At 71.4% G+C, this 16340-nt stretch carries 15 protein-coding genes; 7 read left to right on the top strand and 8 right to left on the bottom strand.

Annotation, left to right across the window (positions count from 1 at the left end; translation table 11 throughout):
* Positions 1-134: 134 nt before the first annotated feature.
* Complete coding sequence (locus EDF42_RS18400) at positions 135-1589, bottom strand: MFS transporter (protein WP_311316753.1); 1455 nt, start codon at positions 1587-1589, stop codon at positions 135-137.
* A 222-nt stretch (positions 1590-1811) separates the two neighbouring features.
* On the opposite strand from EDF42_RS18400, the gene EDF42_RS18405 reads away from it, so the two are divergent.
* Positions 1812-3197 carry an AAA family ATPase gene (locus tag EDF42_RS18405; RefSeq protein ID WP_123673932.1) on the top strand — a complete coding sequence of 462 codons (1386 nt, stop codon included), beginning with the start codon at positions 1812-1814 and terminating at the stop codon, positions 3195-3197.
* Entirely contained in the window at positions 3190-5208 is a 2019-nt protein-coding gene (locus EDF42_RS18410; RefSeq protein ID WP_123673934.1) for a VWA domain-containing protein, read from the top strand. The genes EDF42_RS18405 and EDF42_RS18410 overlap by 8 nt, the downstream gene beginning before the upstream one ends.
* Before the next feature lie 344 nt (positions 5209-5552).
* Here EDF42_RS18410 and EDF42_RS18415 read toward each other — a convergent pair whose 3' ends face one another.
* Genes EDF42_RS18415 through EDF42_RS18435 form a run of 5 tightly spaced genes read right to left on the bottom strand, consistent with a single transcriptional unit; the run spans position 5553 to position 9415 of the window.
* On the bottom strand, positions 5553-6311 hold the full coding sequence (locus EDF42_RS18415; protein WP_123291860.1) for an SCO1664 family protein: 759 nt from the start codon (positions 6309-6311) through the stop codon (positions 5553-5555).
* Positions 6308-6835: a DUF3090 domain-containing protein gene (locus EDF42_RS18420; RefSeq protein WP_123291859.1), complete on the bottom strand. Its 528-nt coding sequence runs from the start codon at positions 6833-6835 to the stop codon at positions 6308-6310. Before EDF42_RS18420 ends, EDF42_RS18415 begins: the two co-directional genes overlap by 4 nt.
* Before the next feature lie 33 nt (positions 6836-6868).
* Entirely contained in the window at positions 6869-7591 is a 723-nt protein-coding gene (locus tag EDF42_RS18425) for an MSMEG_4193 family putative phosphomutase (RefSeq protein WP_123338602.1), read from the bottom strand.
* 10 nt (positions 7592-7601) lie between these two features.
* On the bottom strand, positions 7602-8303 hold the full coding sequence (locus EDF42_RS18430; RefSeq protein WP_123338601.1) for an ABC transporter ATP-binding protein: 702 nt from the start codon (positions 8301-8303) through the stop codon (positions 7602-7604).
* Positions 8300-9415: an ABC transporter permease gene (locus EDF42_RS18435; RefSeq protein WP_123338600.1), complete on the bottom strand. Its 1116-nt coding sequence runs from the start codon at positions 9413-9415 to the stop codon at positions 8300-8302. Before EDF42_RS18435 ends, EDF42_RS18430 begins: the two co-directional genes overlap by 4 nt.
* A gap of 150 nt (positions 9416-9565) precedes the next feature.
* Between EDF42_RS18435 and EDF42_RS18440 the strand changes: the two genes are divergently transcribed.
* The 5 genes from EDF42_RS18440 to EDF42_RS18460 are packed head-to-tail and all read left to right on the top strand — an operon-like array spanning position 9566 to position 14265.
* Entirely contained in the window at positions 9566-10735 is a 1170-nt protein-coding gene (locus EDF42_RS18440; protein WP_123338599.1) for a sensor histidine kinase, read from the top strand.
* The gene (locus EDF42_RS18445; RefSeq protein WP_123338598.1) at positions 10732-11352 is read left to right on the top strand and encodes a response regulator transcription factor; all 621 of its coding nucleotides are present in this window, start codon (positions 10732-10734) and stop codon (positions 11350-11352) included. Before EDF42_RS18440 ends, EDF42_RS18445 begins: the two co-directional genes overlap by 4 nt.
* 46 nt (positions 11353-11398) lie before the next feature.
* Positions 11399-12619: an MFS transporter gene (locus EDF42_RS18450; RefSeq protein WP_123673936.1), complete on the top strand. Its 1221-nt coding sequence runs from the start codon at positions 11399-11401 to the stop codon at positions 12617-12619.
* A 59-nt stretch (positions 12620-12678) separates the two neighbouring features.
* Positions 12679-13824: an AI-2E family transporter gene (locus EDF42_RS18455; RefSeq protein WP_123673938.1), complete on the top strand. Its 1146-nt coding sequence runs from the start codon at positions 12679-12681 to the stop codon at positions 13822-13824.
* A gap of 12 nt (positions 13825-13836) precedes the next feature.
* Positions 13837-14265: a BLUF domain-containing protein gene (locus EDF42_RS18460; RefSeq protein WP_123338593.1), complete on the top strand. Its 429-nt coding sequence runs from the start codon at positions 13837-13839 to the stop codon at positions 14263-14265.
* Here EDF42_RS18460 and EDF42_RS18465 read toward each other — a convergent pair.
* Positions 14228-14860: a ScbR family autoregulator-binding transcription factor gene (locus tag EDF42_RS18465; RefSeq protein WP_134194579.1), complete on the bottom strand. Its 633-nt coding sequence runs from the start codon at positions 14858-14860 to the stop codon at positions 14228-14230. The genes EDF42_RS18460 and EDF42_RS18465 overlap by 38 nt on opposite strands.
* A gap of 97 nt (positions 14861-14957) precedes the next feature.
* Positions 14958-16331 carry a sugar ABC transporter substrate-binding protein gene (locus EDF42_RS18470; protein WP_123673942.1) on the bottom strand — a complete coding sequence of 458 codons (1374 nt, stop codon included), beginning with the start codon at positions 16329-16331 and terminating at the stop codon, positions 14958-14960.
* Positions 16332-16340 lie beyond the last annotated feature (9 nt).

The raw sequence follows: 16340 nt of genomic DNA on the forward strand, positions 1-16340 counted from the left end.
CCGCACCGGCACCGTCGTGGATCGTCGTGGTGGGTGTCGCGCTGTGGAGGAGTGCCATGCCAGCACCGTGACACCACGACGACGGCCGTGCTAAACACTCTGAATACAGAATGTTGCATGGCCGCCGTCGCTGTTCAGCGCCGCTGCTGTTCCGCGTCCCCGGTGAGGACGGACAGGGGCTGGGTGACGTCCTCGAGCCCCTTCCGCGCGGCATCGACCCCGAAGACCAGGGCTATCACCCCGCCGCCGATCATCACCGCGGACCCGAGCAGGTACCCCCAGAAGAGCGGTTCACGCGAGGACCCGTCCCCGATGAAGGCACCGTAGATCAGCGGTGCGACCGCACCGAAGACCTGCGCGAGGGCGAAGAAGTACGAGATGGCCTGCGACCGCAGCTCGAGGGGGAAGATCTCGCTGACCGTCAGGTACGCACTCGAGGCCCCGGCGGAGGCGAAGAAGAACGACACGCACCAGAAGGCCACCTGCACCGTCGCGGAGATCGCGTCGGCGCGGAACAGGAACGCCGAGGTCGCCAGGACGAGCCCCGACACCAGGTACGTCAGGAAGATCATCTGCCGACGGCCCCACGTGTCGAAGAACCGACCGAGGATGATCGGTCCGAGCAGGTTCCCGATTGCGAACGGGAAGAAGTAGATCGACGTCTGCGCGGTCTTCAGGCCGAAGAAGTTCGTCAGGACGAGCGCGTAGGTGAAGAAGATCGCGTTGTAGAGGAACGCCTGCGTGATCATCATCGACGCTCCGACCAGGGTGCGCGTCGGGTACTGCTTGAGCAGCACGCGCGCGATGGTCAGGAACCCGACGCGGTCGGTCGGCGTGACGGTCATGGCCTTCGACTCGTCGACGTCCGGCAGCCGCTTGCCGGTGGACTTCTCGACCGCCTCCTCGATCTGGGTGACGGTCGCTTCGGCCTCTTCCTCGCGCCCGTGGGTCATGAGCCAGCGCGGACTCTCGGGGATGTGCCGCCGCAGGAAGATGATCGCGATGCCGAGCACCGGACCGAGGAAGAAGCCGATGCGCCAGCCGATGCTCTCCGAGAAGTTGGCCGTGTCGAGCAGGTAGATGTTCGCGAAGGCGCCGAGCGCGGCGCCGCCCCAGTAGGTGCCGTTGATGGCGATGTCGACGTGGCCGCGGTACTTCGCGGGGATCAGTTCGTCGATCGCCGAGTTGATCGCCGCGTACTCGCCGCCGATGCCGAGGCCGGCGACGAACCGGAACGCGGCCAGGAACCAGAAGTCCTGGGCGAGACCGGCGACGCCCGAGCCGATCAGGTAGATCGCGAGCGTCAGGATGAAGAGCTTGCGCCGCCCGAGCCGGTCGGACATGCGCCCGAACACCAGCGCTCCGACCACCTGGCCGACCAGGTAGATCGTGCCGAGGGAGGTCACCTGTTGCGTCGACAGGTTCAGGTCGGCCTGGAAGCCGGCGTTGGAGACGATCTGGATCTCCAGACCGTCCAGGATCCAGGAGACCCCGAGTCCGACGACGACACTCCAGTGGAACCTCGTCCACGGCAGTCTGTCCATCCTGGCGGGGACCAGGCTCTTGATCGCCCCGTTCGTGCTGCTCACGAGAGGGGAACCTACGCCGAGATCGGCGAGATGGTTCACATTCGGTACGACGGGGCCGGCTCGGAGCCGGATCCCCCTATCGAATCCGGCTCCGATGCCGGAGTCTCAATCATTGCGGTTGCTATGGAAACCCACAAGCGGACGGAGGCGCGGGGCGGGCCCGCCACGGGCCTCCCGTCCGCCTTCCGGTCGCTTTCGCGATCGCGGCGTAGCGTCGAAGCGGTGACCCGACCCGACATCCGCACGGTCGGCGAGCTCCGCACTTCTGGCCACGTCCAGAAGACGGTCCGCGCCGAGATCCGCGACAACCTGCTCACCGCGCTGCGCGCGGGAGACGACCCCTGGCCCGGCCTGCACGGGTTCGAGACGACCGTGATCCCGCAACTCGAACGTGCCCTGATCGCCGGACACGACGTCGTCCTGCTCGGTGAGCGCGGCCAAGGCAAGACCCGCCTGCTCCGCACCCTGCAGGGCCTGCTCGACGAGTGGACCCCGGTGATCACCGGCTCCGAGCTCGGCGAGCACCCCTACGAGCCCATCACCACCGCGAGCGCCCGCCGAGCCGACGACCTCGGCGACGCCCTGCCGATCTCGTGGCGGCACCGCGACGACCGCTACGTCGAGAAGCTCGCGACGCCGGACACGAGCGTCGCCGACCTGATCGGCGACGTCGACCCGATGAAGGTCGCGGAAGGGCGCAGCCTGGGCGACCCGGAGACCATCCACTTCGGACTCGTCCCACGGGGCCACCGCGGCATCGTCGCGATCAACGAGCTGCCCGACCTCGCCGAACGCATCCAGGTGGCGATGCTCAACGTGATGGAGGAACGCGACGTCCAGATCCGTGGCTACGTGCTCCGGCTTCCCCTCGACGTGCTCGTGGTGGCCAGCGCGAACCCGGAGGACTACACGAACCGCGGCCGGATCATCACGCCGCTCAAGGACCGCTTCGGCGCGGAGATCCGGACCCACTACCCGATCGAACTCGAGGACGAGATCGCGGTCATCCGGCAGGAGGCGCAGCTCACCGCCGAGGTGCCGGACGCGATCGTCGAGATCCTCGCCCGCTTCACCCGCGCCCTGCGCGGGTCGAGCGCGGTCGACCAGCGCAGCGGTGTCAGCGCCCGGTTCGCGATCGCCGGCGCCGAGACGGTCGCCGCGGCGGCCGTGCACCGTGCAGCACGCCAGGGCGAGCCGGAGGCCGTCGCGCGACCGATCGACCTCGAGACGGCGGTCGACGTGCTCGGCGGCAAGATCGAGTTCGAGAACGGCGAAGAGGACCGCGCGGACGAGGTCCTCGAGCACCTGCTGCGGACCGCCACGGCCGAGACGGTGCGTGCCCGGTTCCGCGGATTCGACTTCGGGGTGCTCGTCGAGGCGCTCGACGGCGGGACGATGGTGACGACGGGCGAACAGGTCGGGGCGCGGGCGTTCCTCGAGGGGCTGCCGTCGATCGGCGAGTCCGACCTGTACGACCAGGTCTGCGAACGCCTCGGTGCCACGAACGACGGCGAGCGCGCGGGTGCGATCGAACTCGCGCTCGAGGGGCTCTTCCTCGCCCGCCGCATCAGCAAGGAGTCCGGCGGGGGCGAAGCCGTCTATGGCTAGGCAGAACCGACGACTGACGCGGGACACCCGGTACGGCGCCGCAGCGCTGTACGGGAAGTACCACGACGGTCCGGATCCGCTCGCGCCGCCCGCCGACCTCGCCGAAGCGCTCGACGCCATCGGGCAGGACGTGATGACCGGCACCTCACCGGAGCGCGCGATGCGGGAGTTCCTGCGCCGTGGCGGCCGGACGCAGCGCGGACTCGACGACCTCGCGCGCAAGGTCGCGGAACGGCGCCGCGAACTCACCGCGAAGAACAACCTCGACGGCACCCTGCAGCAGGTCCGCGAACTGCTCGACCAGGCGCTCCGCGCCGAACGCGGCGAACTCGCCCGCAACGTCGAGCTCGACGACTGCGACCGCGCCCTGGCCGAGATGCAGCTCGACAGCCTGTCCCCATCGCCGGCCGCCGCGGTGCAGGAGCTCGGCGGGTACGACTGGACGAGCCGCGAGGCCCGGCAGAAGTACGACGAGATCAAGGACCTGCTCGGTCGTGAGGTGCTCGACCAGCGCTTCGCGGGCATGAAGCAGGCGCTCGAGGGGGCCACGGACGAAGACCGTGCCGCGGTCAGCGCGATGATGCAGGACCTCAACCAGTTGCTCGAGGACCACCGCGCCGGCACCGACTCGCAGGAGCAGTTCGACGCGTTCATGGCGGAGCACGCGGAGTACTTCCCGTCGAACCCCGCGAACGTCGACGAGCTGCTCGACGACCTCGCGGCACGGGCCGCCGCCGCCCAGCGCATGCGGAACTCGATGACCGAGGAGCAGCGCGACGAACTCGACGCCCTCGCCCAGCAGGCCTTCGGCTCCCCCGACCTGATGGGGCAGCTGTCCCAGCTCGACGGCAACCTGCGGTCCCTCCGCCCCGGTGAGGACTGGGGCGGATCCGAGCGCATGGAGGGCGACCAGGGGCTCGGACTCGGCGACGGTACCGGGGTCTTCCAGGACATCGCCGACCTCGACGCCCTCGCCGACCAACTCGCCCAGTCCGGACCGGGCTCCGAGCTCGACGACCTGGACCTCGACGCCCTGACCCGGCAGCTCGGTGCCGAGGCCGCCGTGGACGCCAGGACCCTGCAGCAGCTCGAGAAGGCCCTGCGGAACTCCGGGGCGATGCGCCGCGGAGCGGACGGGCAGCTCCGGCTCACCCCGAAGGCCATGCGGCAGCTCGGCAAGAGCCTGCTCCGTGACGTCGCCGAGCGGATGTCCGGCCGACAGGGTGCCCGCGACATCCGGCAGTCCGGCGCGGCCGGCGAACCCTCGGGCGCGACCCGGCAGTGGGCGTACGGCGACACCGAGCCGTGGGACGTCACCCGGTCGATCACGAACGCGCTGACCCGGACCGCGGCCGACGGGCGGGTGGGCCCTGGCGTCCGCCTGACCATCGACGACGTCGAGGTGCAGGAGACCGAGTCCCGCACACAGGCCTGCGTGGCGCTGCTCGTCGACACGTCGTTCTCGATGGCGATGGAGGACCGCTGGGTGCCGATGAAGCGCACGGCCCTGGCGCTGCACACGCTCGTCTCGACGCGGTTCCGCGGCGACGACCTGCAGCTCATCGCGTTCGGACGCGAGGCCGAAGTCGTGGACATCGAGCAGCTCGTCGGTCTCGACGCGATGTGGGACAAGGGCACGAACCTGCACCACGCCCTGCTCCTCGCCAACCGGCACTTCCGGAAGCACCCGACCGCCCAACCCGTGCTGCTCATCGTCACCGACGGGGAACCGACGTCGCACCTCGAGCCGAACGGACAGGTGTGGTTCGACTACCCGCCGGACCCGGTGACGATCGCGCTGACCGTTCGGGAGCTCGAGAACGCCGGTCGGCTCGGCGCCCAGACGACGTTCTTCCGCCTCGGCGACGACCCGGGGCTCGCACGGTTCATCGACGCGATGGCGAAGCGGGTGGACGGCTCGGTCGTCGCTCCGGAGAACGACGACCTCGGGGTCGCCGTCGTGGGGTCGTACCTCGGGTCGCGCCGCGGCGGGCAGTCGTTGTTCGACTAGCCGCCGAGTCGATCCCGACAGGGACTGTTGCGCGGGGTTCCGCAGTCGTATGCTGAGCGCCACCACAGTTGCCCCAGACCCCGGCCGCCGTGATCGTTCTTCCTGCGCCGACGTCGTCGGCGCGCCGGAAGCGGTCGGCCGAGTGCACCTGATCCGTTCTCGACCGGTCGACTCCCGCGGGGTCCCGGAGTGCAACGGCGCACGCCACCGGACGCCACGGGTCTCCGCGTCCACGGATCACGGACGCGGACCGGTCGGTGGGGTCCGGACCCGACGGGCCCCACCGTCCCGGACCGGATTCGCCACGGCAGGGCAGGCCGGGGCGCCGGCTCACGACGGGTGCGTCAGAACAACGGCCACGGCACCGCGGGGCCGTGGCCCGGCGGTGGCGGGAAGATGCCGACGGCCCGCAGCGCCGCACACCGCGCGCGCACCGTGTCGACTTCCTCCGGCGTCAGGTGTTCGGCGAGTTCGTCGCCCAGGGCACCGCGGAGCGCCTCCGACACCCGGTCGAGCCCCTCGAGTTCGTCCGGCCCGAGCGGCTCGCCGATCCACCCCCACAGCACCGTGCGGAGCTTGTGCTCGACGTGGAAGGCCAGCCCGTGGTCGACACCGAACCGGTGTCCGTCGGGCATCGCCAGCACGTGGCCACCCTTGCGGTCGGCGTTGTTCACGACGACGTCGAAGACGGCCATGCGGCGCAACGCCTCGGAGTCCTCGTGCACGAGCGTCACCGGCTGGTCGTGCTCGTCGATCGCCTCGAGCACGGGCAGCCACGGCGAACCGTCCGCCTCGGCGGCCTCGGGGGTGACGAGGTCGACGGCGTCCTGGTCCGGGTCGATCGTCTGCCAGCGCTGCACCATGCCGGGGCCGAACGGTCCGTCACCGAGCCACGTCGGTGGCACGATGCCCCAGCCGAACGCCTCGGACACCAGGTGCGCGGCGACCTCGCGGCCGGCGAGCGTGCCGTCCGGGAAGTCCCAGAGCGGGCGCTCCCCCTCGATCGGCTTGTAGACGACCGCCTCGCCGTCCAGCTCGGCCAGGAACGTCGCGTTCGAGGCCTCGCGGATCCGCGCCGTGATGCTCAGTGAGCCGTCGCTCATGCGTCGCCGGGCGGACGGCCGGCGGCGACGATCTCGCGGGTGCGTTCGACGAACGCGCGCGCGGTCCCGACCGGGATCTTGACCTGGAAGAGCTCGTCGGGTTCGGGGATCTCGACGACCGCCTCGATCTCGAGGCCGTCCTCGCTCTCCTCGGACACGATCTCGACGTCGTCGTCGATCGGGTACGCCTCGATGACCACCTGCGCCGTCGACGGGTCGAAGCCCAGGCTCAGGGCACCGGCACGGAACTCGGGCTCCACCGGCTGGTCGAGCGGTTCCGGGTCGCGGAGCTCCACGGGGGCGGTGTCCGGCACGCTGAAGCGGTTCGCCTCGACCGTGGCGACCTCGTCCAGCAGCTCGTCGATCTTCTCGGCGAGCACGGCGGTCTGCTCCTTCTCGAGGGCGACGCTCGTGACGCGCTTGCCGGAGCGGGCCTGCAGGTAGAAGGCGCGCTCGCCCGGACGGCCGATGGTGCCGACGACGAGGCGGTCCGGCCAGTCGAAGCCGTGGACGATGGAGGGCATACCCGCATTGTAGGAGTGCGGGCCTGCGCCCGTTCAGGGTCTGGCAGGGCCTGCCTCGGACGGGGCCTCCGGATGTCCGGCCCCGCCGCCGACCGCCGCGTCCCCGCTGGGCGCCGGAGCGGTCGCGAGCCACGAGAGATCGCCGGACTCGGTGTTCGTCGCGACCACCTCGGGCCGGTGCTCGCCGTACCGCACGACGGAGACCGACGCCGGCCCGACGCCGATGCGCTGGAACAGGTCGAGGTGCATGCCGAACGCGTCGGCCAGGACGGACTTGATGATGTCGCCGTGGCTCACCGCGACCCAGACCGCTCCGGGCCCGTGCTCCGCCTCGACCTCGGCGTCGATGCGCCGGACGGCCGACACCGCCCGGGACTGCATGGTCTGCATGGACTCACCGCCGGGGAACACCACGGCGCTCGGGTTCGCCTGCACCGTCCGCCAGAGCGGCTCCTTCGCCAGGTCGGCGAGCTTCCGCCCCTGCCACTCGCCGTAGTCCGCCTCGGTGATCGCCCGCTCGATGGCCGACGCGGGGTCGCCCGACTGGCGCTCCAGGATCGCCCGGGCCGTCTGCCGGCACCGCTCGAGCGGACTCGACACGACGGCGACGACCGGCACGGCCGCGATGCGCTCCGCGGTGCGGTCGGCCTGCTTCCGGCCGACGGCGTCGAGTCGCACGCCGGCGGTGCGTCCGGCGAGCACGCCCGTGGCGTTCGCGGTGGTGCGTCCGTGTCGGACGAGGAGGACGGTCGCCATGTGCCCGATCCTAGGCGGCGATCACCGGCGCCCCGGCCAGCCGACCGTCCACCACCGTGACGAGTTCGTCGAGGGTCCCGCGGTGCACCAGGTCGTGGGTGACCAGCATCGTCGCGGTGTCGCGCTCGCGCGTGAGTCGGGCGATGAGCTCCATGATCGCCGCGCCGCGCTCCTGGTCCAGCGCGCTCGTCGGCTCGTCCACGAGCAGGACGTCGGGTTCGTGCACGAGTGCCCGGGCGATCGCGACGCGCTGCCGCTGCCCGCCGGACAGCTGCGCCGGCCGCTTGTCCAGGTGGTCGGACAGCCCCACCGCGTCCAGCAGGTCGTCGGCCCGGTCCCGGAGCCCTTCCGCGCGACGACCGCCGGCGGGGTGCCGCTCGCCGAGGTGCGCCATCACGAGCAACTGCTCCCGTGCGGTCAGCGACGGCAGCAGGTTCGACTGCTGGAACACGATCCCGATCCGCGCACGCCGCAGCGCGGTGGCTTCGTCCCGGGACAGCGCGGCCGCGTCGACGTCGCCGATGAGCACCCGACCGGAGTCCGGCCGGATGAGCGTCGCGGCGACGGCGAGCAGCGACGACTTGCCCGATCCGGAGGGGCCGGTGACGCCGGTCACGACGCCGGGCCGGGCGACGAGGGACACGTGGTCGACCGCGGTGATCCGCCGATCGCCGTCGGGGAAGGTCACGGTGACGTCGTCGAGGGTGATCATCGGTTGCTCCCGAGGGCGGTGAGGGGGTCGGCGGAGGTGACGGTGCGCAGTGCCACGGCGGCGCCGGCGAGTCCGAGGACGGCCATCGCGGCGGCCGGCACGACGGTGGTGACCGGGCTGAGCAGGAACGGCAGTGCACCGCCGGCGAGCGCGCCGAGTCCGACGACGGCCAGCATCCCGACGCCGATCCCCAGGACGAGCACGACGAGCGCCTGTCCGAGCGCATCGCGGACGAGTGATCCGGTGCTGGCGCCGAGGGCCTTGAGCACCGCGACGTCACCGGCGCGCTGCATGGTCCAGACCGTGAAGAACGCCCCGACGACGAGCGCGGACACCCCGAAGAGCATGACGATCATCAGGCCGAGCGACCCGATCTCGGACCGGAAGGTCTCGAGGGCGGTCAGCGACGCGAGCGGCGACGCGGCGGACGTGCCGGTGGACGCTGCGACGGCGTCCCAGTCCGGGCTGCCGCTGACGGCGAGGACGGTCGGCGCACCGTCGCCGCCGAGTCGCCGGTCGACCGCGGCCCACGCCTCCGGGGTCATGGCGAGCACCGGCGTGTGGCTGTACCAGGCGTCGCCGCCGACGACGGCGACGCGGTAGTCCGTCCCGGTGACGGTGATGCGGTCGCCGACCTGCACGCCGAGGTCGGCCGCAGCCCCCGACGACAGCCCGACCTGGTCGTCGCGACCCGGGGCGAGGTCGGTGACGGGGGTCGACCGAGCGCCCGTCGGCAGCCCGACCAGCGCGACGCCGACGGCCGCGCCCGACGCAGCAGCACCGGACCCCGCGGCGCCGGACCCCGCCCCCGCCGTCGCCCGGCCCTGGACGATGCCCACCGGCATCACCGCGTCGACCCCGGTGGCCGCCTGCCAGCCGTCCACGGCCCGCTGCCCGATGGTCGAGTCGCCGAACGACGGCTGCCCGGCGGACGGTTGCTGCAAGACCAGGCGGTCGCCGGGCAGGTCGAGCACGGCGGAGACGTTCTGCGCTGCGAGCCCACCGGTCAGCCCGGCGAGGAACCCGACGAGCAGGGTGATGAGTGCCACGACCGAGCCGATGAGGACGAACCGACCGCGGGCGAACCGGAGATCGCGCCAAGCGACGAACACGGAGTTCCCTTCCCTGGTCACGGACCCTCCGCGACCACGACTCCCAGCCTCGCCGCGGCGCTCCCCCGCGGCATCGCCGGAGGGTTCGGTCCTCCGATCGAACTTTCGGTTGATCTGCACCGGCCGGCGCCTCCGTACGCTGGGGACCACATGGCGCACAGCACCCTCACCCCGGTCTTCGTCGGTCTGCGGACCGGCCTGCACGTGCTGTCGGCCGCGCTGCTCACCCTGGTCGTCGTGCGGGTGCTCGTGGACGGTGACCCCGGCACGTGGGTGCGGCTGGTCCTGGCTGCGGTGTTCGCGGGCGTGTACCTGCTCGGGGCGTTCGTGGCACGCGGCGACGGCCGCCGTCGGACGGTCGCCGGTGCGGTCTGGCTCGTCGCCCTCACCCTCGTCTGGATCGCCCTGCTCGTCGGAGTCCCCGAGGCCGCCTACCTCGTCTTCCCGCTCTTCTTCCTGTACCTGCACGTCCTGCCGCGCATCGTCGGACCGGTGGCCGTCATCGCCGCGACCCTGGTCGCCGTCGTCGCCCTCGGACTGCACGGCGGCTTCACCGTCGGTGGTGTGGTCGGCCCGCTCGTCGGAGCAGGTGTCGCCCTGCTCATCGGTCTGGGGTACCGGGCGCTCGCGCGCGAGGCGGTCGAACGCGAGGCCCTGGTCGCCGAGCTCCTCGCCACGCGCGACCGGTTGGCCGTCACCGAGCGCGAGCAAGGCGTCCTCGCCGAACGGGCCCGGTTGGCCCGTGAGATCCACGACACGGTCGCGCAGGGGTTGTCGAGCATCCAGATGCTGCTGCACGCGGCGGAACGCGCGGACGGGGAACGTCCGGGGACGGAGCACATCCGGCTCGCCCGTGAGACCGCTGCCGAGGGCCTCGCCGACACCCGGCGGTTCATCCGCGAACTCGCACCACCGGCGCTCGAACGCGGACTCGGAGCAGCGCTGGAACGGTTGGCCGGCTCCCAGTGGTCGCGCGACGGCCTCGACGTCACGGTCGACGTCGCGGAGGCCTCGTTGCCGATGGACGTCCAGACCGCGCTGCTCCGCATCGCCCAGGGCGCCGTCGCCAACGTGGTGCAGCACGCCGCGGCCACCCACGTCCGACTGTCACTCACCGTGGACGGTCAGGAGGCCCGGCTCACCATCGCGGACGACGGCGTCGGTTTCGACCCGGTCGCCGTCCACGACCGGTCGGGCACGACCGACTCGTTCGGGTTGCGTGCCACCGAAGAGCGCGTCGAGCAGTTCGGCGGCCGGCTCGAGGTCGACTCGGCCCCTGGCCGCGGGACGACGCTCGTCGCGACCCTGGAGGTCCGGTGATCCGCATCCTCATCGCCGACGACCACCCGGTGGTCCGCGCCGGGCTCCGAGCACTCCTCGACGGCCTCGACGGCCTCGTCGTCGCGGGCGAGGCGTCCACCCCCGACGAGGCCGTGGACCTCGCCGCCCGGCTCTCGCCGGAACTCGTGCTCATGGACCTGCAGTTCGGGCAGGACCTCACCGGGGCGGACGCGACGCGACGGATCCGCGCGCTCGACGCCGCGCCCTACGTGCTCGTGCTGACGAACTACGACTCCGACGGGGACATCCTCGGTGCAGTCGAGGCCGGCGCGAGCGGGTACCTGCTCAAGGACGCGCCCCCGCACGAACTCGTCGCGGCCGTCCGCGCCGCCGCGTCCGGACAGAGCGCCCTCGCGCCGACGATCGCGGGTCGGCTCATGGCGCGGATGCGCGCCCCGTCGGTGAGCCTGTCGGCGCGGGAGCTCGAGGTGCTGCGCCTCGTCGCCGAGGGCGCGTCGAACGGCGCCGTCGCCGCTCGCCTGCACATCAGCGACGCCACCGTGAAGTCGCACCTGGTGCACGTGTTCTCGAAACTCGGGGTGTCCTCGCGCACGGCCGCGGTCTCCGAGGCCCGCGCCCTCGGCATGCTCCGCTGACGACCGCACCCTTGACGGGCCGTCGGCGGACCGATCAGATGGTCACATGACCCGGCACCCTCGAGGGGCCCTGTTCGCCACGTCGACGATGACCGGCTTCGGCATCGCCACGTGGGTGACCAGGACGCCCGCCATCCGCGACGAACTCGGGGCGTCGATCGAGGCGATGGGGCTCGTGCTCCTCGGGCTGTCGATCGGGTCGATGATCGGGATCCTCGGTGCCGGTGCGCTCGTCCGCCGCCTCGGGACACGACCGTTGATCCTGCTCGGTGGCGCGCTGCCCGTGGTCGGGATGGTCCTCGTCGCCCTGCTCGCCCCGGCGCAGGCGCCGGCGGGTGTCTGGGCGGGGCTGTTCCTGATCGGGTTCGGGTCGGGGGTCGCCGAGATCGGGCTGAACGTCGAGGCCGCCGCGGTCGAACGGCGCATCGGCCGCCCGGTGGTGCCGGTGCTGCACGCCTGCTTCAGCCTGGGGACCGTCGTCGGCGGGGTCGTCGGCATCGCGATGACGGCTGCCCGGACACCGGTGCTCGTGCACCTGCTCGTGGGGGCTGCGGTGATGGCGGCACTCGCGGCGTTCGCTGCCCTCAACCTGCAGCCGCTGCCGCTGCCGCGTGCGACGGTGCAGACGGACGGAGCCGACGCCGAGGACGCGACAGGCGCGTCCCGCGTCACCACGGCCACCCGCCGCTCCGTCATCACCGTGCAGCTCGCGCTCATCGCGGTGATCACGCTCGCGATGGCCTTCGCCGAGGGTGCCGCCAGCGACTGGCTCCCGCTCCTGATGACGACCGACCACGACGCCCCGGAAGCGGTCGGCTCGCTGGTCTTCACCGGGTTCGCACTCGCCATGCTCATCGGCCGGTCGGCCGGTACCCCGCTCGTCACGCGGCTCGGGCGGGGCCCGGTCGTCCGGCTCTGCGCCGCGGTCGGCGGGATCGGGGTCCTGCTCGTGGTCGTCTCGCCGAGTCCGGTCGTCACGGCGATCGCCGCCGCCGTCTGGGGGCTCGGCATCGCGCTCGGGTTCCCGCTCGCGATCTCGGCAGCGGGTGATCACCCGACCGACGGGGACCGCCGGGTGTCGGTCGTGGCCACCGCCGGGTACATCGCGTTCCTGGTCGGACCGCCCCTGCTCGGCTTCGTCGGCGAGCACCTCGGGCTGCAGGCGGCGATGCTGGTGCCCCTCGTGCTGCTCGTCGCCGCCTTCGTCGTCGCGCCCGCCGCACGGGACTCCCACGACGTCGACGTCCGGCGGACCGTCTCCACCTGATCCGCGACGCCGGGCGCGGGTCCGGGCGCGCCGCCCCGCGGATCAGTACGGTCGATCCCATGCCGTTCTTCCGCGACAGCCCCCAGCCGACCACCGCCTCGAAGATCCAGGCGGCGTGGTCCGACTCGACGGGCCGCCTCGCGACGCGGTGCCTGCAGGTGATCATTGTCGTCGTGGTCATCGCCGGCGTCGTCTACGCCGGCAGCGTGCTGAGCGTCGTCACCATCCCGGTGCTCCTCGCGCTCATCATCGCCTCGGCCATGCACCCGATCGTGTCCTGGTTGCGCAAGCACAAGGTGCCGTCGGTCCTGGCGACCCTCGCGGTGCTCATCGGCGTCCTCGCGGTGCTCGGGCTCATCGGGTGGCTCATCGTCGTCGCCGTCGAGAACCAGTGGTCGCAGCTGCAGAAGTCGGCCGTCGACGGGTTCCAGCAGTTGCAGGACTTCGCGAAGAACCTGCCGATCTCGATCTCGGACAAGCAGGTCGACGACGCCGTGGCGTCCGTCACCGACTTCATCACGAGTGCGCAGTTCGGCTCCGGCGCCCTGGCCGGTGCCTCGGCCACCGCGAACTTCCTGACCGGCCTCGTGCTGATGATCGTGGTGCTGTTCTTCTTCCTCAAGGACGGCCCGAGCATCTGGGAGTTCCTGCTCCGCCCGTTCACCGGTGAGCGCTACGACCGTGCACGCCGGGTGGGCGACCGGGTGGTCTCGACCCTCGGCGGGTACGTGCGCGGCACCGCCACGGTCGCCGCTGTCGACGCCATCGGCATCGGTGTCGGCATCGCGATCGTCGGCGTCCCGCTGGCACTCCCCCTGGCCGTCGTCGTGTTCATCACGGCCTTCATCCCGATCGTCGGTGCGACGGCAGCCGGCATCCTGGCCGCCCTGGTCGCGCTCGTCGCACTCGGTCCGGTCCAGGCGCTCATCGTCGTCGGGATCGTGATCCTCGTGAACCAGCTCGAGGGCAACCTGCTCCAGCCGGTGCTGATGGGACGCACCCTGAAGCTGCACGGCCTGGTCATCCTTATCGGCCTGACCGCGGGCACCGTCCTGGCGGGCATCACCGGTGCCATCATCTCGGTGCCGCTGCTGGCCGCCGCGTGGGGCGCGATCCTGGTCTGGGACGGCCCGAACACCCCCGCGCGTCCGTGGCGCAAGAAGCGCAACGAGGACGTCACGGCCCACGAACTCCCCGCCGACTGACACCATGGACCCGTGCTCGTCTCCATCGTCTACATGAGTCGCGCCGTCGTCCCGTTCGACGACGGCGACCTCGCGACGCTGCTGGACGGCTCACGGCTCCGCAACGAGGCGCTCGGCGTCTCCGGGCTGCTCGTCGTGAAGGGCGGCCGCTTCATGCAGTTGCTCGAGGGCCCCGCGTGGAGCGTCGACGACCGGTTCGCCGCCATCAGCCGTGATCCGCGGCACGGCGAAGTCAAGTCGCTCATCCGCGAGGACATCGAGCGACGACGCTTCGACGGTTGGTCGATGGCCTACCGCTCGCTCGACGACGCGGACGTCCAGGCGGAGCCGGGCTTCAGTCCGTTCCTGTCCGGCGAGACGGACTTCCCACGGTCGTTCGACCGCACGAGCGCCGCGTGGCTGCTCAAGTGGTTCCGCGACCGCGAACTCCACGACCGCTGAACGCCTCGTCGACGACGCCGAGCAGCCGGTCGCGGTGCGCCGGGTCCGCCGTCGCCGTCAGCACCACCCGCCACATCGTCGCGACTGCGGGGAACAGGTCGGCTCGTCCGGTGCGGACGTCGGACACCAGTTGCACGCCCGTGAAGTACGGCACGACGGTGGCACCGAGCTGTTCCGCGGTCAGGTCGGTGCGGAGCTCGCCGCTCGCGATCGCCAGCCGGAACACGTCGACGATCCCGCCGATCCACTGCTCGTAGAAGCTGACCGTCGCCGCGTGGAACTCGCCGCGCTCCAGTGACAACCGGATGCCCGCGCGCACGATCGGGTCGGTCCGCAGCAGGTCCGCGATGGCTCGTGAGGCGCCGACCAGGGCAGCTGCTGGTGACTGCTCGGTGTGGCTCACGACGTCGAAGGTCCGGACGTTCTGCTCGTCGATCACACCGAGCGCGAGAGCCAGCTTGGTCGGGAAGTGGAAGTGCAGCGCCCCCTGCGAAACGCCCGCCCCGCGGGCGATGGCCGCGATCGTCGCGGCGGCGAAGCCGACGCGGTCGAACTCCTCCGCAGCGGCCACCAGGATCTGCTCACGTCGTTCCACGTGACCAGTCTGACGGCCTGGAGGCGCGGGGCGGGCGTGCCCCGTGCCTCCAGACCGAGGGGTGGTCGCGTCAGACCGCGTCAGGCGACCCGCGCGCTCAGGTGAGCGCCAGCAGGTTGTTGACCTGCTCGTTGATGCCGGTCAACGTCGAGATCGGCTTGCCGTTCGCGTAGACGTTGTCGAAGGCCGGCTGCAGCAGCGCCTGCACGTCTGCCGGGTTGCGGGTGACGGGGAACAGGAACGTGGTCTTCTCCTCGACCTGCCGGGTGAAGGCCGACACGTCCAGCCCGCGCTTCCGGAACGACGCGACCGCCGCCTCGGTACCGGCGGGACGGGCCGGGAACACCACGCCTGCGCGGCCGACGATCTCCTGGGCGGTGTCGCTGCCGAGGAACGCGACCCACTTCGCCGCGGCCTCCGGGTCCTTCGCCTGCTTCGTGATCGAGTCGCCGAGTCCGTTGAACATCGACGCCCGCTTGCCCGTCGGCCCGATCGGCGTCGGGGCGACGGCGATGTCGAGGTCCTTCATGTTCAGGTACGTGCCGATCATCCACGAGCCGTTGAACGACAGCGCGCACTTGCCCGCGCCGAGCTGCACGTCCGGACCGGTCGTCGTCGAGAAGACGCCGTACTTCGCCATGTAGCCCTTGTCGGCCAGGCGGTAGTACCAGGCGAGGGTGTCCTGCACGGTCTTCTCGTCGTAGCGGAACTTGTCGCCCCACGGGTTCTCGTTCGTGTAGAACCAGTCGGTCGACCCGGTGAAGGGCGACCACTGCGTCTGGCCGAAGCCGTCGCCGCCGGACCCGTTCGACGAGATGCCGTAGACCTCGACGTGCTCCTTGTCGAAGCCGGGCTCGTCACCCCGCCGCCCCTTGGAGTCGATGGTCAGGTGCGCGAGCATCCGTTCGAACGAGCCGCCGTCGTCGGGGTTCCACTCGAGCGTGGCGAGCTCGTCGTCCGAGATGCCGGCCTTCTGCATCGCCTTCCGGTCGTAGAACATCCCGATGGTGTCCCAGTCCTTCGGCGAGCCGTAACGGTGGCCGTCCTGGCCCTTCCACAGCTCGGCGAGGCCGGACTGGTAGTCGTCGTCGCTGATGGACTTCGTCGCGTCGAGCTCGTCGAGCTTGTAGAGCACGTCGAGGTCGGAGAACTGCGGGAACTTCGTCAGGTGGTCGGTGAAGACGTCCGGCGCGGTGCCGGCGATGAACCCGGCCGTCAGCTTGGTCCAGTAGTCCGCCCACCCGAGCTGGGTGATCTGCACCGTGATGTCGGGGTTCTCGCGGTGGAAGGCCTTCGCGACCTGCTGGTAGGCGGGCAGCTGGTTGGAGTCCCAGAGCCAGTAGCTCACGGTGCGGGCGCCGCTCTTCGAGGTGGTCCCCCGGCTCGGGGACGAGCAGGCGGCGAGCGCACCGAGGGCGAGGGCTGAGGCGCCGCCGGCGAACAGTGCGCGGCGGGAGAGGGTGTTCGTCATGGTGTGGTG

The sequence above is a fragment of the Curtobacterium sp. PhB172 genome, from assembly GCF_003752545.1.
Taxonomy (GTDB): domain Bacteria; phylum Actinomycetota; class Actinomycetes; order Actinomycetales; family Microbacteriaceae; genus Curtobacterium.